Source organism: Pseudomonas sp. SC3(2021) (assembly GCF_019856535.1).
Lineage (GTDB): Bacteria > Pseudomonadota > Gammaproteobacteria > Pseudomonadales > Pseudomonadaceae > Aquipseudomonas > Aquipseudomonas monsensis.
In genome coordinates this window covers 4831309-4851573 of record NZ_CP082236.1, presented here as the reverse complement: position 1 = coordinate 4851573, position 20265 = coordinate 4831309, and the positions used below count along the sequence as shown (strand labels likewise).

General features: G+C 59.9%; 18 protein-coding genes. 6 read left to right on the top strand and 12 right to left on the bottom strand.

Annotated elements, in window-relative coordinates; genetic code table 11:
* Nucleotides 1-117: 117 nt before the first annotated feature.
* The 4 genes from K5Y35_RS21670 to K5Y35_RS21655 all read right to left on the bottom strand — a co-directional run bounded on the left by K5Y35_RS21670 (nt 118) and on the right by K5Y35_RS21655 (nt 4113).
* Entirely contained in the window at nt 118-1017 is a 900-nt protein-coding gene (locus tag K5Y35_RS21670; RefSeq protein WP_123468797.1) for a LysR family transcriptional regulator, read from the bottom strand.
* Nucleotides 1018-1123: 106 nt separating this feature from the next.
* A complete protein-coding gene (locus K5Y35_RS21665; protein ID WP_222832888.1) occupies nt 1124-2266 on the bottom strand; it encodes an FAD binding domain-containing protein in 1143 nt (380 codons plus the stop codon).
* Between the two features lie 50 nt (nt 2267-2316).
* Nucleotides 2317-3429: an alkene reductase gene (locus tag K5Y35_RS21660; protein ID WP_222832887.1), complete on the bottom strand. Its 1113-nt coding sequence runs from the start codon at nt 3427-3429 to the stop codon at nt 2317-2319.
* Between the two features lie 39 nt (nt 3430-3468).
* A complete protein-coding gene (locus K5Y35_RS21655) occupies nt 3469-4113 on the bottom strand; it encodes a DsbA family oxidoreductase (protein ID WP_123468802.1) in 645 nt (214 codons plus the stop codon).
* A gap of 286 nt (nt 4114-4399) precedes the next feature.
* Here K5Y35_RS21655 and K5Y35_RS21650 point away from each other — a divergent pair, with 286 nt between their 5' ends.
* The 3 genes from K5Y35_RS21650 to K5Y35_RS21640 are packed head-to-tail and all read left to right on the top strand — an operon-like array spanning nt 4400 to nt 8387.
* A complete protein-coding gene (locus K5Y35_RS21650) occupies nt 4400-5674 on the top strand; it encodes a c-type cytochrome (RefSeq protein WP_222832886.1) in 1275 nt (424 codons plus the stop codon).
* Between the two features lie 50 nt (nt 5675-5724).
* Nucleotides 5725-6135, top strand: coding sequence for a (2Fe-2S)-binding protein (locus K5Y35_RS21645; RefSeq protein WP_189655811.1), 411 nt, complete (start codon nt 5725-5727; stop codon nt 6133-6135).
* The gene (locus K5Y35_RS21640; RefSeq protein ID WP_222832885.1) at nt 6132-8387 is read left to right on the top strand and encodes a xanthine dehydrogenase family protein molybdopterin-binding subunit; all 2256 of its coding nucleotides are present in this window, start codon (nt 6132-6134) and stop codon (nt 8385-8387) included. Before K5Y35_RS21645 ends, K5Y35_RS21640 begins: the two co-directional genes overlap by 4 nt.
* A 69-nt stretch (nt 8388-8456) precedes the next feature.
* On the opposite strand, the gene K5Y35_RS21635 is transcribed toward K5Y35_RS21640, so the two are convergent.
* Nucleotides 8457-9374 (bottom strand): LysR family transcriptional regulator, encoded by a 918-nt coding sequence (locus tag K5Y35_RS21635; protein WP_222832884.1) that lies wholly within the window; start codon nt 9372-9374, stop codon nt 8457-8459.
* 229 nt (nt 9375-9603) lie between these two features.
* Between K5Y35_RS21635 and K5Y35_RS21630 the strand changes: the two genes are divergently transcribed.
* Together K5Y35_RS21630 and K5Y35_RS21625 are read left to right on the top strand one after the other, a co-directional pair.
* Nucleotides 9604-10701 carry a carboxynorspermidine decarboxylase gene (locus tag K5Y35_RS21630; RefSeq protein WP_123468812.1) on the top strand — a complete coding sequence of 366 codons (1098 nt, stop codon included), beginning with the start codon at nt 9604-9606 and terminating at the stop codon, nt 10699-10701.
* 29 nt (nt 10702-10730) lie between these two features.
* Nucleotides 10731-11975, top strand: a complete 1245-nt coding sequence (locus K5Y35_RS21625) for a saccharopine dehydrogenase family protein (protein ID WP_123468813.1) — start codon at nt 10731-10733, stop codon at nt 11973-11975.
* Between the two features lie 82 nt (nt 11976-12057).
* Here K5Y35_RS21625 and K5Y35_RS21620 read toward each other — a convergent pair whose 3' ends face one another.
* The 7 genes from K5Y35_RS21620 to K5Y35_RS21590 all read right to left on the bottom strand — a co-directional run bounded on the left by K5Y35_RS21620 (nt 12058) and on the right by K5Y35_RS21590 (nt 18587).
* A complete protein-coding gene (locus K5Y35_RS21620; RefSeq protein WP_186745457.1) occupies nt 12058-12618 on the bottom strand; it encodes a hypothetical protein in 561 nt (186 codons plus the stop codon).
* Between the two features lie 71 nt (nt 12619-12689).
* Nucleotides 12690-13388 (bottom strand): hypothetical protein, encoded by a 699-nt coding sequence (locus K5Y35_RS21615; RefSeq protein WP_222832883.1) that lies wholly within the window; start codon nt 13386-13388, stop codon nt 12690-12692.
* A gap of 102 nt (nt 13389-13490) precedes the next feature.
* Entirely contained in the window at nt 13491-14252 is a 762-nt protein-coding gene (pstB, locus tag K5Y35_RS21610; RefSeq protein WP_217890363.1) for a phosphate ABC transporter ATP-binding protein PstB, read from the bottom strand.
* Between the two features lie 75 nt (nt 14253-14327).
* A complete protein-coding gene (gene pstA, locus K5Y35_RS21605) occupies nt 14328-15221 on the bottom strand; it encodes a phosphate ABC transporter permease PstA (protein WP_123468820.1) in 894 nt (297 codons plus the stop codon).
* Nucleotides 15221-16186 (bottom strand): phosphate ABC transporter permease subunit PstC, encoded by a 966-nt coding sequence (pstC, locus tag K5Y35_RS21600; RefSeq protein WP_123468822.1) that lies wholly within the window; start codon nt 16184-16186, stop codon nt 15221-15223. Before pstC ends, pstA begins: the two co-directional genes overlap by 1 nt.
* A 74-nt stretch (nt 16187-16260) precedes the next feature.
* Nucleotides 16261-17292, bottom strand: a complete 1032-nt coding sequence (gene pstS / locus K5Y35_RS21595; protein ID WP_123468824.1) for a phosphate ABC transporter substrate-binding protein PstS — start codon at nt 17290-17292, stop codon at nt 16261-16263.
* A 389-nt stretch (nt 17293-17681) separates the two neighbouring features.
* The gene (locus tag K5Y35_RS21590) at nt 17682-18587 is read right to left on the bottom strand and encodes a helix-turn-helix domain-containing protein (RefSeq protein WP_222832881.1); all 906 of its coding nucleotides are present in this window, start codon (nt 18585-18587) and stop codon (nt 17682-17684) included.
* 162 nt (nt 18588-18749) lie between these two features.
* Between K5Y35_RS21590 and K5Y35_RS21585 the strand changes: the two genes are divergently transcribed.
* Nucleotides 18750-20108 (top strand): glutamine synthetase family protein, encoded by a 1359-nt coding sequence (locus tag K5Y35_RS21585; RefSeq protein WP_123468828.1) that lies wholly within the window; start codon nt 18750-18752, stop codon nt 20106-20108.
* Nucleotides 20109-20265 lie beyond the last annotated feature (157 nt).

Below are 20265 nucleotides of genomic sequence, written 5' to 3'. Positions count from 1 at the left end.
TTAATCCGCCTGAACATGATGAATCGACAGGCTAAATTGTGGCACCTCGCCAGCAACGCAAACAACAGAGAATTAACAATACGCACAATCTTTACCAACGGCTGGCGCAGGCCGTGCTCAGGCAGCGAGTATTTCCTGAAGAAACGCGATGAACACATTGATGCGACTCGAACCCCGGTGGTTGGGCAAATACAGCGCGTTGATGCAGGTGCTTGCGCTACCGGGGTTGATCTCATAGTGCTCCAGCACCCGCGTCAACCGGCCTGCACTGACATCCTCGTGCACCAGCCAATCGGCCAATAGCGTCATCCCGCCACCGGCCAAGGCCGCCTCGCGCAGAATATCGGCATTGTTGCTTTGCAGCCGTCCTTGCACATCCACGTGGGTGACATCCCCTGCGCCCTTGAATGTCCAGTTGTTGTCGCCCTTGCGGTAATCGAAACGCAGGCACTGATGCTCAAGCAAATCACGTGGATGTCGCGGCAGGCCGGTTCGCCTCAGATAGTCGGGACTGGCCACAATCCAGCGCTGGAAACCACCCAGCCGCTTGCTGACGATGTCATCGCTGACGACCGATGAACCGAGGCGCACTGACACATCGATTTGCTCGCTCAGCAGGTCACTGACCTCGTCGCTCAGCGACAGACTGATTTCCAGGCCCGGATGACGCTCAAGCAAGCGCCCCAGGTGCGGAGCGATGATTCGCCGGCCAAACTCCACCGGCACGCTGACCCGTAAACGTCCTTGAGCTTCGCTGCCACGGTCGGCAACGGTGGCATCGGCGGCGTCGATGGCCGCGAGAATCGCCACAGCTTTATCGAAATAGTGCTGCCCCGCCACCGTGACGCTGGTGTTGCGTGTCGTGCGGTTGAGCAGGCTGGCGCCCAGCTCACTCTCCAGCCCCGCAACTTGTCGCGTCACCGATGAAGTCGAGATGCCGAGCTTGCGCGCTGCAGATGAGTAACCGCCACAGCGCACCGTTTCGACAAACATCTTCAGCGCCAGCAACTTATCCATGTCCTGATTCCGGAATCGAAAGGTAAACACAGCGACTGTGCACGACCCGGCAGCGCGAGTCTTGCATGGCTGTGCTCTGTTGGATCACCGCCCACAGCCCGCGCTGTCAGGCCTGGGCAATTCCCATGATCCGATTGCCCATGCTCACGCCCCAATCCCCCATGCGCCGGCCTTCTGCAAGTTGCTGTTGCTGCCAGGCCAACAGGGCATGATCGAGGTCGCCGGAGTCGTCGATGGTTTGCGCCAGGGACAGTGCATTGCGGGCAGCCTTGGCCGTGCTGCCGGCGGTATGAGGACGCGGCACAAACGCGGCGTCGCCCGTCAACAGCACGCGACCGAACACCATTTGCGGGACTTGGAAATCAAGGATCGCTTGCACAAAAATGTCCCGGGTCTGGCGAATCAGCTCGCGGAAAGCCGGGTTCACCAGCCGCTCAGCCATTTCCCGGATGTAAGCCTCCTGTCCAGCGGCCAAGGTCCCGGGTGGAATCGAGTGGCTGCGCCGACGGCCGTTGTTGTCAGTGAGCACGGCATCCAGTTCCGGCCCTGGTGCCGCTTTCAAATACCACAGCCAGTTGAACCGACGCTCGCCAGGCTTAACGGAACCACTCACACCCGGCACCATGTATTCGAGCATCAGCGATTCAGGGTCTTGCTGAAAAACAAAGTCCTCATAAAGCTGTGTCTTGGCGAAGTCTGGCAGCTGCTGTTCATCGACCAGCCCACGCCACACCACATACCCCGAGTAGGCAGGCGCCGCGCCGGGCAGCACCACGCTGCGCACGCTCGACCCCGCGCCATCAGCGCCAATCAGCAAGTCGCCCTCGGCAGCGCTGCCATCGGCAAACATCGCCGTGACGCGGTGCTCATTCTGCGTCAGATCGACCAACGTCTTGCCACGGTGATAGTGCTCGGCAGGAAATGCAGACAATAATGAGCTGTACAGGGCGTTCCAGGACGTCTGGGTTTGCGGCATCGGCTCTTTATGCACGACGCTGCCTGTCCGATCCAGATAAAGCCGATCATGGGAGCGGACCCCGAGCGCCCCGGCAGGATGAATGCCCGCATAACGAAAATGGTGCAAGACATCCGCTTGCAGAACGATGCCTCCGCCGCGGCTATCCAGCGCGGCGGGAGATCGCTCGTAAATATCGACCTGCCAACCGATCGCGCGCAATGCCGTGGCGGCGAACAGCCCTCCCAGAGAACCACCAATGACCAAGGCCTTCGAAACGCCTGAACTCTTCATAGCTTTCTCCTCGTTGCCGGGTGATTCCCCAGACTCCGTTGAGCGATGGCTCATGCCAACACCGGATAGTCGATGTAGCCCTTGGCGTCGCCGCCAAAAAAGCTGTTGCCGTCGGCAACGTTGAGTGGCTTGCGACCGCGCAAGCGCGTGGGCAAGTCAGGGTTGGCAATAAACGGACGACCAAACGCGATGATGTCCGCACGGCCCTGCGCAATGGCCTGCTCGGCCGTTTCGCCGCTGTAGCCTCCGGCCAACATCAGAACGCCGTGAAACTGCGCACGCAGTTGCTTGATGATCGCATCCCAGCGTGGATCGTTACTTTCATCGAGCACGGTGCCGACCATCATCGGTTCAACCAGGTGCAGGTAAGCCAGATCCCAGTGATTGAGCCGGGATGCGATGTAGCCGAAGGTTTGCTCCGGGGTGTCATCGCCCATTCCCATGAAACGTCCCATCGGTGTCAGGCGAACGGCAACCCGCTCGGCACCGATTTGTGCAGTCACGGCATCGACGACTTCAAGCAGCAAGCGTGCACGGTTTTCGATGCTTCCACCGTAGCGGTCACTGCGCTGATTGCTGGCACTGTTAATGAACTGGTCGAGCAGGTAGCCATTGCCCGCGTGAATTTCCACGCCATCCATACCGGCGAGCATCGCGTTACGGGCGGCGGCGCGGAAGTCGGCGATGATTGCTTCGATGCCTGGAATGTCCAGCGCTTGCGGGACAGGCACATCGCCCCAGACGCCCTCGCCCTGTTCGTTCAAGATGAAAGTCTTGCCGGGCACCGGCTGCGCGGTCGGCGCCACCGGCAAGCCGCCGTTGGGCTGGAACACCGGGTGCGACACTCGGCCCACATGCCACAGTTGCAGGAAAATGCGCCCGCCTTCTGCGTGTACGGCCTCGCTGACAGCCTTCCAGCCTTCAATCTGCTCGTCGCTATGGATGCCGGGCGTCCAGGCGTAACCCTGGCCCTGCTGCGAAATCTGGGTCGCCTCGGTAATGATCAAGGCGGCACTGGCACGCTGACGGTAATACTCGACGTTCATTGATGTGGGGACGTTGCCCGGTTGGCCCGCCCGCGAGCGAGTCAGTGGTGCCATGGCGACGCGGTGCTTCAAGCTGAGTTGGCCGAGCTTGATCGGGCTGAACAAGTGCTGAGTCATGATGATTTTTCCTATATGGGGAGGGGCTGAACAGACGCCTCAGGCGGCCTGGTTGCGTTCCAGTATCTGGATCATTATTTCGATGGGTTGGGCGCCGTTGATGACGTCATCGGCGATCTGCACAGTCGGCACCGAGCGCAGACCGGACGCCTTGGATCGGGCTTCGAGTGCCAAGACTTGCGCCGTGCCCTCATCGGCCTTGAGGAAATCGACAATGGCGCCTCGGTCCTGCCCGGTTTCGGCACAGATGTCAGCCAGTACCGTAAGGTCGCCGATATCCCGCCCTGCGCCGAAATACGCCTTGAAAATGGCCCTGACCAGCGGGGACGCGTCCCTGCCCGCCTGTTGCTCGCGCCATACCAAGCGATGCGCGGCGAGAGTGTTGGGCGTTTTTTCGACGCGTTCATAATCGAACTCAAGGCCGACAGCCTTTCCGGCGTGGGTGACCTGGGCGTCCAGCGCCTGGCTACGTGCCCAGCTGCCGAACTTGCCAGAGCGATAGGCTTTGCGATCCATGCCTTGAACAGGCATGTCCGGGTTCAACTGATAAGGCAGGAAACGGATGGAGTGGCTGGTTGAAAAGCCCGTGGCGGCCAGTGCGCGTTCGAGATTTTCCTCACCGATCCAGCACCATGGGCAGATGAAGTCGTAAGTCACCTGAATCGTGGATGAGTGCATGCTCATGAGGGGCTCCGTGGTTGAATGTTGCACCCCCCCAAGGTAGGTGTCCGGGCGCCGCCCGAGAATCCACCTGTTGCACAACGTTGTTTTTCGCCAAACGCAACGCTGAGCCGATCACGCCTGATGCTGACATTGCGCCCGTTGCGTCTGGCGCAATGTAGCGTTGCGCCTGGCTGGGGTACTCCGTCACAACCGTCCTCTCTAAGCTCAGTCGATGAAAACCGCCGTACACCAAGGGCACGTCGCGGATTGAAACCACTGTCGTTTATTCAGCTCGAGAGGTAAGGCGATGAAGCGCAAGACGATCATCGGGGCCGTTCTGGCAATCGCCGTTGCGGGGGCGGGATTTGCGTTGTGGATGATGTGGAGGCCGGAAATTGCCCCTGTCAGCCAAATCCTGAAGGCCGATCGCGAGACGCTCGACAGAGGCCGCCGAGTCGTCGAAGCGGGCGACTGTGCGGTCTGTCACACACGGCCTGGTGGCGCCTACATGGCTGGCGGTTTGCCGCTGGTCACGCCCTTCGGAACCCTCTTCACCACCAACATTACCCCGGACCCGCAATCCGGTATCGGCCAATGGTCACTGGACGCCTTCGAGCGGGCCATGCGCGAAGGCATCGCGCGTGACGGCCACTTTCTCTATCCGGCCTTCCCCTACGTGCACTACCGGAAAATGAGCGATGCCGATATCGCCGACGCCTATGCCTACCTGATGAGCGTGGACCCGATCAAATACACCGCACCGGACAATCACATGGTGTTCCCCATGAACTTCCGGCCGCTGGTGTCTTTCTGGAACTTGCTGTTCCTGCATGGCCAACCGCTGGTGCCGGTTCCCGACCGTTCGGAACAATGGAACCGCGGACGCTATCTGGTCGAGGGGCCGGGGCATTGTTCATCCTGCCATTCGCCCCTGAATCTGATTGGCGGGGAGAAAGGCAGCGAATTGTTCAACGGCGGTGTCGTCGACGGCTGGACAGCCCCGGCCTTGCGCGGCATGAGCGAGGCGCAGCCCCCCTGGAATGAAGCACAGCTGGTCGCCTATCTCACGGGGGAAGTCGCTGAGGGGCACGGCGCCGCAGCGGGTCCGATGTTGCCGGTCAGCCTGAGCATCGCCCGTTTGCCGGCGGAAGATGCCCATGCCATCGCGCAGTACATTCTTGATCTGAAGAAGACCTCAGCGGATGCCCCGTCAGCGCCCTGCACTTCTGCTGTCAAACCGAACGCCAAGGCGCTTGCGGGCGCAGCGTTGTTCGACGGCGCCTGCGCCGGTTGCCACGGCCGCGCCGCGCCGATGCGCGTCATCGAATCGCGGCCGGCACTGGCGACCACCTCGGCGGTGCTGGCTGATTCACCACGCAATTTGATTCAGACCATCCTGCAGGGCATCCCGATGTCCAGCGCCGCTTCCAGCCACTACATGCCTGCCTTCGCCCATAGCCTGGACGACAGCCATGTGGCTGCACTTGCCGAGTACTTGCGCAACGAAAGTTGTGCCAACCGCCCCTGGACGGATCTCGACAAGACCCTCAAAAGCATTCGGGCTCAGGAGCAGCAACCGTGATCACACTCGACATCAACGGCAAGACGCACCAACTGGATATCGCAGACGACATGCCCCTCCTCTATGCCTTGCGCAACCAGGTAGGGCTCAACGGTGCGAAATACGGCTGTGGTCTGGGTCAGTGCGGCGCCTGCACCGTGCTGGTCAACGACAAACCGGTGTTTTCCTGCCTGACGCCTTGCGGTGCGCTGGCGGGCAAATCGGTACGCACCGTCGAGAGCCTGGGCAGCATCGACCAGCCGGGGCCACTGCAGAAAGCCTTTATCAATGAACAAGCCGCCCAGTGTGGTTATTGCATCGCCGGAATGATCGTTCGGGCGCAGGCGCTATTGGAAAGCAACCCTCATCCAGACGATGACACGATCCGCCGCCACATGGCGCCCAACTTGTGCCGCTGCGGCACGCATGTGCGGATCTTCGCCGCGATCAAGGCGGTCGTCGCGCAGGGAGGCAAGGTATGAAACAGCGCGCACAAAACGTCAATCTGAGCCGCCGCGCCTTTGTGATAAACGGCACACTGATGATGGGGTTCGCGATACTTCCGGGCATTCCCCGCGCCTTCGCTGACACCGAAGTGGACACTTTGGGCACGGCAATCCTGGCGCCGGATCTGCCCGGCAGCCTGCGCGCCACGCCCTATCTGGACGCCTGGATCCGCATCGACGAAAAAAATGGCATCACCGTCTACACCGGCAAAGTGGAGCTGGGCACCGGTGTTAAAACGGCGCTCCTGCAGATCGCCGCCGAACGCCTGGAAGTGCCGCCGACACTCATCCGTTTTCTCACGGCCGACACCGCGTTGACGCCCAACGAAGGCTACACCGCCGGCAGCCATACGATCGTCGACAGTGGCACTGCACTGTTCAACGCCGCGGCTCAGGTTCGGCAGTTGTTACTCGAATCCGCAGCACGGCAATGGCAGATCAGCGTCGACAGCCTGACCACGCGGGATGCGGTGATCCACGGTGCGCAAGGTCGCAGCATGACTTACGCGCAGGCAGTGGCCGGGGTACAACTGCATCGTTTCGCTTCAGCCAGTTCCCCGCTCAAGCCCGCCGACCGCTTCACTCTGATCGGCCAGTCGTTGCCGCGCCTGGACATTCCAGCCAAGGTCAGCGGCGGCGCGGCCTATGTGCAGGACATGCGCCTGCCCGACATGTTGCACGCGCGGGTGATACGAGCGCCCCGGCGCGGCAGTCAGTTGCTGGACATTGACGAAGCTGCCCTCACGAAGCTTCCCGGCGTGGTGAAACTGATCCGCAACGGCAGCTACCTCGCCGTGGTCGCCAGCGATGAGTGGCTGGCGATCAAAGCGATGCGCGAAGGCTATGCCGCCGCCCGCTGGACTGAGGGTAATCCCCTGCCCGACTCGGCGCACATTCATCAACTGCTCACCCAATTGCCTGCCCGTCGCTACCCGGTGAGTGCCAAGGGCAGCCTCGCGCAACCGGGGCCGCACGCCTACAAAGCGCGGGTCACCAAGCAATACCTGATGCACGGTTCCATCGGGCCATCCTGCGCAGTGGCCTGGTTCAGGGACGGCACACTGACCGTGTGGACCCACTCTCAAGGTGTCTACCCGTTGCGTGCGGGTATCGCCGAAATGCTGGGACTGCCGGTGACACAAGTCCGCTGTATCCACGCCGAAGGTTCCGGTTGCTATGGCCACAATGGCGCCGATGACGCCGCCGCCGACGCGGCACTGATCGCCATGGCGCTGCCGGGCAAACCGATTCGGCTGCAATGGATGCGCGAGCAGGAAAACCTCTGGGAACCCTACAGCTCCGCCATGCTGGTCGAGGTGCAGGCGGAACTGGATGAGGGCAAGCAGCTGCGTGACTGGAAATACGAACTCTGGAGTACCCCGCACAACGAACGTATCGTCAATGCCGGGCGCCTGCTGCCGGCGTGGCTGTTGGCCAAGCCCTTCACGCCGGCACCTTCCGTGCCGATCGCCCAGCCCGAGGGGGACGGCGACCGTAATGCCGTTCCGTTGTATGAGATCCCCAACCTCAAGGTTGATCTGAACTTTGTGCTGAGCATGCCATTCAGGACCTCGGCCATGCGTTCGCTCGGTGCCCATATCAACGTGTTCGCGATCGAAAGTACTGTCGACGAACTGGCGGCGCGGGCCAGTGTGGACCCGGTGCAGTTTCGCCTGAACCACTTGAGCGATTCGCGCGCGCGGGCGGTGGTGGAGCGTGTGGCCGCTGAGTTCCGCTGGCCGCAAAAAGCCACGGGACCGGGCAGCGGCATCGGCTTCGCCTTTGCCCGTTACAAAAACATCATGGGCTATTGCGCGATCGCTGTGCAGTTGCACATACAGCGCCAGACTGGACAGGTGACGATTGATCGCGTAGTCGCCGCCGTCGACGTGGGGCAAATTGTCAGCCCGGACGGACTGCTCAACCAGATCCAGGGCGGCATCGTGCAATCCGCCAGCTGGACGCTCTATGAACGAATCCTCTATGACGCCAGCGGCCTGCACAGCTTCGACTGGAGCGGCTACCCGATCATGCGCTTTCCGGATTTGCCGCAACAGGTCGAGGTGCACATGCTTGATCAGCCGGGGCAACCCTTTCTCGGGGCGGCGGAAATCGTCCAGGGTCCCATGGCCGCAGCACTGGGCAACGCCATCAGTGATGCAACCGGCAAACGCTTGCTGGACCTGCCACTGGCGCGGCGTGGCTGGCAGGATGCACTGGGATCATGACCGATGGGCCATCCGAATGGAAAACGGGCGGTGAAGGATCACTTGCACCGCCCGGCGACCACGAGACGATCAGCGCACGACCAGGCCTTCAGGCCCGAGCAACTCGCTGACGAAATCAATAAATGCATTAACGCGTTTGGAACCTCGGTGATTGGGAAGGTACAGGGCGGAAATCGCTGAACTGGCATCGTTCGGATTGATCACAAATGACTCGAACAACGACGTCAGATCACCGCGACCGATATCGTCGTCGACCAGCCAGTCAGGTAACAATGCCACCCCGCCGCCTGCCAGCGCCACCTCGCGCAACACCTCGGCATTGTTGCTTTTGAAGTGACCGTCAATCAGCACCCGCATCGCCTCACCGTCCTTCAAGAACGTCCAGACCTGTTGCTTTGGGCCATAACTGAAGCGCAGGCACTCGTGCTGCACGAGGTCCATGGGATGCTTCGGAAAACCCCGCGTATTCAGGTACTCGGCGCTGGCCACCACCCGGCGTCGAAAATGACCGACGGGACGACTGACAACACCGTCCATGGCGGCTGCCGATCCCAACCGGATCGCCAGATCGACGCGCTCCCCCAGCAATTCAACGATGTCATCAGAGAGCGTCATGTCCAGCACGAGTTGCGGGTAACGCTTCAACAGCGAAGCGATATGAGGCGCAATCAGACGGCGGCCCAGCGCGACGGGCACGGAAATACGCAGATGCCCTGCCGGCAGCTCCCCGCGATCAGTGACCGACGCATCCGCATCGGCGACAGCGTTGAGCACCTCCCGCGCTTTCAAGTAGTAGGCGGCGCCGGCATCGGATAACGAGATTTGCCGCGTGGACCGATTCAGCAGGACCGCACCCAGTTCCGCCTCAAGTGCATCGATCATCCGCGTCACCGACGATGTCGCCAGCCCCAGTTGTCGAGCGGCAGACGAAAAGCCCTTTGAGTCCACCGCCTGGACGAACATCTTCAATGCGAGCAACTTGTCCATGACACTCCCTGCTTCACCCGTGATTCATGTTGAACATTGCGCCCATGCTCGCCCGACGAGATACCACGACCAGACGACCAAAGCGACCCGTGGCATTGCACTTCCCGGCGCGTGCCGAGCAAAATCGGGCGGATTAAATCAGTGCACCATGCGCTCTGCTCTTTCGATATGTGGTCAGTCCGGGCACAATGCGCATCCTTTTTTGGCTGGCCTTGCCGGAGGCCTCGAAATGATCAAAACGCCGTACTACCTCATCGACAAACAGAAACTGCTGACCAACATGCAGAAGATTGCGTACGTGCGCGAACAGTCCGGGGCCAAAGCCCTGCTCGCGCTCAAGTGCTTCGCAACCTGGTCGGTGTTCGACCTGATGCAGCAATACATGGACGGCACCACGTCGTCGTCGCTGTACGAACTCAAGCTCGGCCGCCAGAAGTTTGAAGGCGAAACCCATGCTTACAGCGTGGCATGGGCCGACGATGAGATCGAGGAGATGCTCGCCAACTGCGACAAGATCATCTTCAATTCCATCAGCCAGCTGCAACGCTTCGCCGAGCGCTCCGAAGGCAAAGTCCGCGGCCTGCGGGTCAACCCTCAAGTCAGCAGCTCCGATTATCTGCTGGCCGACCCGGCGCGTCCGTTCAGCCGTCTGGGCGAGTGGGACCCGCAGAAGATCGAAGGCGTCATCGACCAGATCTCCGGTTTCATGTTTCACAACAACTGCGAGAACGGCGACTTTGGCCTGTTCGACCAAATGCTCTGCACCATCGAAGAGCGCTTCGGTGAGCTGCTGCACAAAGTCAGCTGGGTCAGCCTGGGCGGCGGCATTCACTTCACCGGTGAAGGCTATGCGCTGGACGCGTTCTGCGCACGTCTCAAGGCGTTCTCGCAAAAGTACGGCGTGCAGGTCTACCTCGAACCTGGCGAAGCGGCGATCACTAACAGTGCCTCGCTCGAAGTCACCGTGCTCGACACCCTCTACAACGGCAAGCACCTGGCGGTGGTGGACAGCTCCATTGAAGCCCACTTGCTCGACCTGTTGATCTATCGCCTCAACGCCAAGCTGGCACCGAGCGAGGGTGAACATACCTACATGGTGTGCGGCAAATCGTGCCTGGCCGGAGACATCTTCGGCGAGTACCAATTTGACCGTCCGCTGGCCATTGGCGATCGACTGTCATTTATTGATACCGCCGGCTACACCATGGTCAAAAAGAACTGGTTCAACGGCCTGAAAATGCCATCCATCGTTGTGAAACAACTCGATGGTACCGTCGAAGTGGTTCGCCAATTCGGTTACGAAGACTACCTGTCCAGCCTTTCTTGAAACGGACAGATAAAGGAGAGAAAAAGCAATTGAAAAAGAACGTTCTTATCATTGGTGCAGGAGGTGTCGCTAAGGTGGTGGCCCACAAGTGCGCGCAGCATAACGATGAACTCGGTCGTATCGCTATCGCGTCGCGCAACATCTCCAAATGCCAGGCCATCATCGACAGCGTCAAGGCCAAGGGTAGCCTCAAACAACCCGCCGACATCAAAGCTTTCTCGCTCAATGCCCTGGATGTCGAGGCGACCAAGGCGCTGATCCGCGAAACCGGATCCCAGATCGTCATCAACGTCGGCTCCGCGTTCCTCAACATGTCGGTGCTGCGTGCCTGCATCGATACCGGCGTCGCTTATCTCGACACTGCCATTCATGAAGAGCCGGGCAAAATCTGCGAAACCCCGCCTTGGTATGGCAACTATGAGTGGAACCACCTCGCAGAGTGCCAAGAGAAGAACATCACCGCCATTCTCGGTGTGGGCTTTGACCCGGGTGTGGTCAATGCCTATGCAGCACTGGCGCAACAACAGTATTTCGACCGCATTGATTCGATCGACATTCTCGACGTCAATGCCGGTTCCCATGGCAAATATTTCGCCACCAATTTCGATCCGGAAATCAATTTCCGTGAATTCACCGGGCAGGTGTGGAGCTGGCAGAACAGCCAGTGGACCAGCAACACCATGTTCGAAGTCAAACGTACCGACGACCTGCCGGTCGTAGGGTCGCAGAACCTGTACCTGACCGGTCACGACGAAGTGCACTCGCTGTCGAAGAATCTGAACGTGCCCAACGTGCGTTTCTGGATGAGCTTCGGCGAGCACTACATCAACGTGTTCACGGTCCTCAAGAACCTCGGCCTGCTGTCCGAACAACCGGTCAAGACCGCCGAAGGCCTGGAAGTCGTGCCGCTGAAAGTGGTCAAGGCCGTGCTGCCTGACCCGAGTTCGCTGGCGCCCGGCTACACCGGCAAGACCTGCATCGGTGATCTGGTCAAAGGCACCAAGGATGGTCAGTCGCGCGAAGTGTTCATCTACAACGTGGCCGACCACGAGGAAGCCTTTGCCGAAACCGACAGCCAGGGCATTTCCTACACCGCTGGCGTACCGCCGGTTGCCGCCGCCCTGCTGGTCGCTCGCGGCGAGTGGGATGTGCAGCGCATGGTCAACGTCGAGGAACTGCCGGCTGAACCGTTCCTCAACGCGCTGGATGTCATGGGCCTGCCGACCCGCATCAAGGATGAGCACGGAGATCGTCCCTGGAATGGCGTAGCCTGAGGCTCGCAACGTCCAGCGACGCTTTAAGGTCCGCTACAAAAAACGCCGCTCATTGAGCGGCGTTTTTGCAGGCACTGAAAAATCAGGACACGGCCTCTGAACATTGCCGCACGGGGCTCTTGCGCCTGACCTGTTGTTGCCGGGTGAGCAGTGCCTGCACATCAGCGACGGCCTCCAGCACTCGCTGTGCCCAGTGCTCATCCTCCGGGTGCACGACAACCACGCGAAAACCGTGAGCATGGCCTTCCGTGCGCACGCCCTCGGAGTCATCGACGTGCAAGTCGATATCGAAGGCCGGGGGGAATTTCGACGGGCCGTTTGACAGCCCCTTGGTCGTCAACGCCTGGTTATGCAGCACACTGTTGACGACCCCGTCGACGCGGATGCCATACAGCAACAGCCAACGCCTGATATAGGCCGGTGTCCGCCCGGACGACGTATAAACCCAGATACTGCAGCCCTGGCGGCGCAACTCGCGGGTCAATGAGCGCGTGCCGGTTCGCAGCGGTTCGCCCAGCCAACGGTGCACACAGGCCGGCAACCAGCTGTGCTCGACTGCGCAGTGATGGAGCTGGCAGGCCAGCGTGTCGTCGATATCGAACGAAACCCGGATGCGCGGGCGGCTGAACAGGTGCATCGGCATCGCGCCGGCGATGGCCTGCCAGACCCGGCTGGCGGAAGCCCGGTATCTGGCGGAGAGTGGCTGACCGTTCATCACTGCCCACCCTGAAAGACGGGCAAGGCCTTGTTCTTGAGTAGAAAGTTCATCGACTCAGGCGCCTGACCTTCGAGGAAGGCTGCATACTTTTTCTTGATTTTCGGCAATTCATACAACGCCTTGATCCCATGCTTGGCGGAGTTGCGGATGACCGAGGACGGATTGAAGTAACCCTCGGCGTTTTCCAGCGTCAGCACGAACGGGGGTAACCCCGCCCGCATGAGCAAATAGCTGACGATGAGCGAACCACTACGGTTATTGCCCTCGATAAACAACTGCGGCTTGCTGAGGATGCGCACATAGACACCGGCCGCACGCTTCCAGACGGATTCACTGCGATAGGCGCAGTACCAATTGAACAAGTCCTTGATGCCGCCCTCAACATTGTTGAAGAAGTGCGCTTCGGTAGCCGCCAGATGTTGGGCGTACTCCAGTCGGCGTACCGGGTCCCGGCCACAAAGGACGGTGGCATTGATCTCCAGCATCAGGTTCAGTTGCTGAAGGTCGAACAGGTCGACACCGCGAGCCACATAGTCGTCAATCAGCGCATAGCCTTCAAGCACATTGTGTAGCACTTCGTCGGTGAAGGGATCGCGCGACTCGGTAAAGTGCCTGCTGAGCTCGGCAAAACGGCCCTGCACCTCTCGCAGTACCCGTTCAATCGCTGGCAAATCAAGACGAGGCGTTGCAGACATTGGCAATCCTGAGAAACGCTGAACAAAAAGGTCAAACGACCGAACCACCGCGCGGACACTCTGCCTGCCGGCGGATGCGGTCTGTGCAGGGAGATCGTTGGTCTAGCTGAACTTGCCGCTGATGTAGTCCTCGGTCATTTTCTCCCGCGGGCTATCGAAAATTTGCGTGGTCGGGCCCATCTCGACCAGATAGCCGGTGCGCGTCCCCTGGGAAATATCCACCGAGAAAAAGGCGGTGGTGTCGGCGACGCGGATGGCCTGCTGCATGTTGTGGGTCACCAGGGCGATGGTGTAGTCCTTCTTCAACTCGATCATCAATTCCTCGACCCGTCGGGTCGCGATCGGGTCAAGCGCCGAGCACGGTTCGTCGAGCAACAACACTTCCGGTTCGGTGGCGATGGCGCGGGCGATGCACAGCCGTTGCTGCTGGCCGCCGGACAGCGACAGGCCGCTGACCTTGAGCTTGTCCTTGACCTCATCCCACAGCGCGGCGCCCTGCAAGGCGTGTTTCACGCGGTCGCCCAGGTCGCCCTTGTAGCGATTGAGGCGCAGGCCGAATGCAACGTTGTCGAAAATGCTCATCGAGAACGGGTTCGGCTGTTGAAACACCATGCCGATATAACGACGCACGACCACTGGATCGACGCCCTTTCCATAAACGTCTTGCCCGAGGAAATGCACGTGCCCTTCAAAGCGAAAACCTTTGACCAGATCGTTCATCCGATTGAGGCTGCGCAGCACCGTACTTTTGCCGCAACCCGACGGCCCGATGAAACCGGTGATCTTGTTTTTTTCGATCGGGACATGGCTGTCACGCACGGCCAGGAAGTTACCGTAGAAAATCTTGTCCAGCTTACAGTCCATGACCACTGGCGCCTGAGTGACAAACGGAGCCGCGATTTGCAGATTTGATGCGTTCAAGATTCAGATGCTCCGTTCTCAGTACTTGGGCTTGCCGAAAATACGGCTGACGATATTGACGACCAGCACGATCATCACCAGCACCAGCGAGGCCGCCCATGCCAGTTCGAGCTGGTTGTCGAAGGGCATGCCGGAGAAGTTGTAAATCAGCACGGCGAGCGAGGCCGTCGGATTCATGACCGCCAGGCTGCCGTCGTGGTAGATCCAGTAGTTGCTGAACAGCGCCGTGAACAACAAGGGCGCGGTTTCGCCCGCCGCACGGGCCACGGCCAGCATGACCCCGGTGAGGATCGCCGGCATGCCGGTGGGCAAGACGATTTTCCAGATGACCTGCGAGCGGGTGCAGCCCATGCCGTAGGCGGCATCCTTCATGATTTTGGGCACCATGCGCATCGACTCTTCAGCCGTCAGCACGACGATGGGCAACATCAGCACCGCCAGTGCCACGCCCCCGGCAGGTGCCGAGTAGGTGCCGGTGGTCATCACGACCAGGGCGTAGGCGAACACCCCGGCCAGAATGGAGGGCAGCCCCGTGAGCATCTTGGCGGCAAAGCGTGCGGCGTTTGCCAGCTTGCTGTCAGGGCCCAGTTCAGCCAGAAAGATGGCCGCCATGATACCGACCGGCACTGCGATCGCCGCGGCGATACCGACCATAAGGAACGTGCCCGCCATCGCGTTGCCGAAGCCACCACCGGTTTCGAAACCAGTTGGCGGCAACTCGGTGAACACTTCCAGGTTCAGGCGTGCGCCTCCACGTGTGATCAGCATGTAGAGCACGGAAATCAACGGCACGCTGGCTAACAGAGCGCCAGCCCAGACCAGTGTGGTCAACACCAGGCTGCGCAGCGCGCGACCTTCGAACTTGCGCTGCAGACTTGGAAATGCAGTGGCTGAGGGCGTGATGTCCGTCATTATTTAGTACCCCGTTGGGCATAGACCATGATCATGGAACCAATGATGTTCACCAGCAGCGTGATAAACATCAGGACCAGAGCGGCGTACATCAATACTTCGATCTCGTTCGGCCCTGCCTCGGGGAAGTTCAATGCCAGCAAGGCGGCCAGGGTATTGGCCGGGGCAAAGAGCGAAAGCGAGATGTTGTTCGCGTTGCCCACCAGCATGGCCAGCGCCATGGTTTCACCGAGCGCGCGGCCCAGCCCCAACACCAGGGAACCGAAGATACCGGTGGCGGCCGAGGGCACCATGACCTTGAGAATCGCTTCCCAGTGGGTGGTTCCCATGCCATAGGCGGCCTGCTTGGTTTTCATCGGGACGCCGGTGAGGGCGTCCTGCGAGACGGCAGCAATGGTCGGCAGAATCATGATCGCCAGCACCAGCGCCGCCGGCAGCAGCCCGGGCCCGCTCAACGATGTGCCAAAAAAGGGTATCCAGCTGAGTTCGCTGTTCAGCGACTCCGCCAGCGGCCGAATCGCCGGAATTACCACGTAGATCCCCCACAGGCCATACACCACACTCGGGATGGCAGCGAGTAATTCAACGATGGTGCGAAACACCGCGGCGAGTTGCGCGGGAAGGAAATCCTGGGTCAGAAAAATCGCCATGCTGACGCCGAAAAAACCGGCGATCAGCAGCGCGATGAAAGCACTGTAGAGCGTGCCCCAAATCGCCGGCAGAATGCCGTACTTGCCTTGATTGACATCCCAGACGGACCCCAACAACACATCCAGACCGTGCTTCTCCATGCCGGGAATGGCCTTGCGCCCTACTTCAAAGATAAGCGCAAAGACCAACGCCAGAATCAGCACCACGCCTATTTGCGCAAGCGCACGGAAGATGCGGTCGACCAGAAAGTCCTTGGCGGACGGTGGTTGGCACGCGGAAGCCGGATTGACCGGTACGACAAAAGGTGGGTTCATTGGCTGATTCCGCAATGGGGGAAAACTCTCCCGGCCAGGCGCAAAGCCCACGCCGAGAGAGACCTCACGAGCGCTTACTGGATGTTGGCAGACGCTTTACGAACCTGATCGACGACCGATTGCGGCAAAGGGATATACCCCATCGAGTCGGCGATCTTCTGCCCTTCGGTCAAGCTGTACTCGACCATCTCGCGCATGGCTTTGGCCTTGGCCGGATTGCCGTTGTCCTTGCGGAAGATCATCCAGGTGTAGGACGTGATCGGGTAGGATTTGGCGCCGTCAGGATCAGGCAGCCAGGCCACCAGGCTTTCGGGCATTTTCACCGCAGCCAGTGCCTCGGCACCGCTTTCCGCGTTCGGTACGACGTACTGACCGGCCTTGTTCTGCAACTGCGCAAAATCAACCTTGGCGAGTTTGGCGAAGCCGTATTCGATGTAGCCAATGGCCCCCGGGGTCTGGCGCACGGTCGCGGTCACACCGTCATTCTTCGGCGATTTGATGAATTTGTCGCTGGCCGGCCAGTTGACCGTGTTGCCCTCACCCAGCGCCTGCTTGAACTCGGGATTGATCGCCGCCAAGTGTTTGGTGAACACCGCAGTCGTACCGCTGGAATCAGCGCGCACCACAACCGTGATCGGCGTATCGGCCAGTTTCAGGCCCGGGTTGGCTGCAACGATCTGCGGATCGTTCCAGCGCGTGATCTTGCCCAAAAAGATATTGGAGTAGACGTCGCGTGGCAGTTTCAGCCCCTTGGGATTGCCCGGCAGGTTATACGCCAGCACGATTTCACCCGCGGTCATCGGCAGCAACTGCACGCCTTCGGCCACCTTGGCAATGTCTTCATCTTTCATAGCCGAGTCGCTGGCGGCGAAATCCACGGTCTTGTTCAAGAAGTCCTGTACGCCGGCGCCACTGCCCTTGGATTGGTAATCCACAGTGACACCTTCGGACTTCTTGCTGAAATCCTTGAACCAGGTGAGGTAGATCGGAGCCGGAAAACTGGCTCCGGAGCCTGTCAGACGGACGTTTTCCGCCGCGAAGGACATCGAGGTAGCCAACAGAGATGCAGTCACAACGAACGCAGCAGACTTGATCAAACGTTTCATCAAGGAAACTCCTTATAGGGGCCCCGTAAGACTGCAGCAATTTCGTTAAACTTTTATGAATGTTGGATGGCAGGATCTCGAGTGGGCTTTGCTCGCAGCGCTGGTCTGCTGGCGGACAGTGGGCGTTTACCGAGGCTCGATCTCGACAGCCTCAATGCTTGAAGCCGACACACCATTGCATCGGCCAGCAGAACGCTGGGTTCCCCGCCGCTGCGGCTCAAAAGCTTTAATTCACATCATAAAAATCAGATAACTCATTGATATAAAAGGAATTTAACAGCACTTAAAGTGATTTCTGAAGTATCACCCCACGGGTATGGGACCCAGCGCACGGCGAGGTCCTGCACACCCTGTTCCCACCCCAACTTCCGGCGAAATGAACAGGCTGTTTATCGCTGGGCACGCTTGAGGGTTTCGCTGGGAAGTTCGTTGAACAGAGCGCGATAGCTGCTGGAAAACCGCCCCAAATGCCAGAACGACCACTGCATCGCCACCTCGGCCACCGTGGTTTCCGTTGGCCGGCGCTTGAGCAGTTCGCGGCGCGCACTGTTCAGCCGGCGCAGGCGCAGCCAATGGCTCGGCGTCATCCCGGTGTAAGCCTTGAATGCTTGCTGCAACTGGCGCAGTGAAACGCCCGCAACGTTTGCCAGCTCCAGTAGATTCACCGTCTCTTCCGGTGAATCGGCGGCCCAGTCGCCAACGCGTTTCATGATGGTTCGCTCTTCGGTACGCCGCTGCAATCCTCCGCGATCCAGGCACACCTGAGCGTTGTCGAGAATAAACAGGCAATCCTCGAGCAACTGCTGAGTCAGCGACTCTTTGCTAGGCAAATCAATAACTTGCGTCAACTTCGTGAGAATCGAGCTTAACCAGCGACTGAACAAAGCGTTCTGCCCATAGTTGAGCGGCGCCATGAACAAACCTTCGAGTTTCGTCACGTCCAGGCCGTGCTGGCGGACGAATTCCGGGCCGAACACCACCGCGATTTCCTGGTAGTTCTCCGGGGTGATCCAGATGTTGCGGCTCTCTTCATTGAGCAGATACAGCGCGTTGTCGCTGCGATCGAAACAGAACGCCAGGGCCCCCGACGGCGCACTGAAGTTCTGCTCGACGCGGGTGTTCATCTGTTCTTCGTAGACCTCCACCCCTTGCAGATCCAGATAGCGGATCTGCCCGGCGAAATGGCCTGGCGACATCTGTTGGTAATGCTGAACCCAGCCCGGTGTGGCACGGATTTGTTCGGCTACATCGGCGGTGTTGAACGCTTGAACCTGGAGCGGATTACACGTTGTCATGAGGTGACCTTGCGCACTCTTTTGGTGCGCTTTGGTGCTGCTTAAAGTGGATAGATGGAACTGCAAGGCTCGCCCAAGATAGTCGTCAACGCGCCACAGGGGAAGGGGCGGAAGATGAAACCCGCCCTCCCCGGCGTCTATAAAACCAATAACGAGGTCTTTATGAATGCCCCTTTCGATCAGCTGTTCACGTGGCTGAAAGATCACAAGATTACCGAAGTCGAATGTGTGGTCAGCGACCTGACCGGCATTGCCCGCGGCAAGATCGCACCGACCAACAAGTTCCTGCATGAGCGAGGCATGCGCCTGCCGGAAAGTGTGCTGCTGCAAACGGTAACCGGGGATTTTGTCGACGACGACATCTACTACGACCTGCTCGACCCGGCCGATATCGACATGGTCTGCAAGCCCGTCGCCGACGCGGTCTACGTGATTCCATGGGCGATCGAGCCGACCGCAATCGTCATCCATGACACCTTCGACAAGTTCGGCAACCCGATCGAACTGTCGCCGCGCAACGTCTTGAAGAAAGTTCTGCAGCTCTACACCGACAAAGGCTGGAAGCCGATTGTTGCCCCGGAAATGGAGTTCTACCTGACCCAGCGTTGCGAAGACCCGGACTTGCCACTCAAGGCGCCGCTGGGGCGCTCGGGCCGTGCGGAAAGTGGCCGGCAGTCGTTCTCGATCGACGCCGCCAACGAATTCGACCCGTTGTTCGAAGACGTCTACGACTGGTGCGAACTGCAAGGCCTGGACCTCGACACGCTGATCCACGAAGACGGCCCGGCGCAGATGGAAATCAACTTCCGTCATGGCGACGCCCTGGACCTGGCCGACCAGATCACCGTGTTCAAACGCACCATGCGTGAGGCCGCGCTCAAGCACAACGTCGCCGCCACATTCATGGCCAAACCGATCGGCGACGAGCCGGGCAGCGCCATGCACATTCACCAGAGCGTGGTGGACATCGCCACCGGCAAACCGGTGTTCGCCAACGCCGACGGGCAGATGAGCGAGCTGTTCCTGCACTACATCGGTGGTCTGCAGAAGTACATCCCGAAAGTGCTGCCGATGTTCGCGCCAAACGTCAATTCGTTCCGGCGCTTCCTGCCGGACACCTCGGCGCCGGTCAACGTTGAATGGGGTGAAGAAAACCGTACCGTCGGCCTGCGTGTGCCGACCTCCAGCCCTGAAGCGATGCGCGTGGAAAACCGCTTGCCGGGCGCTGATGCCAACCCGTATCTGGCGATTGCCGCGAGCCTGCTCTGCGGTTACATCGGCATGGTCGAAGGCATCGAGCCGAGCGCTGCGGTACAAGGGCGCGCTTACGAACGCCGCAACCTGCGCCTGCCAATCACCATCGAAGACGCGCTGACGCAAATGGAAGAGTGCGAAACCGTTGCGCAATACCTGGGCGACAAATTCGTGCGCGGCTACGTCGCGGTGAAGCGCGCCGAGCATGAAAACTTCAAGCGCGTGATCAGCTCGTGGGAGCGTGAGTTCCTGATGCTGAGCGTTTAAACCAGATCTGCACAAATCCTTGTGGGAGCTGGCTGCCCGCGATGGCGGCGGCACATTCAAAAATGAGGTCGAGGCTGCCGTTCTCATCGCGGACACACCCGCTCCCACAGGAAGAGTGAAACGCCTGAAAAATCCAATAATTCAAAGAGGTGTCGAT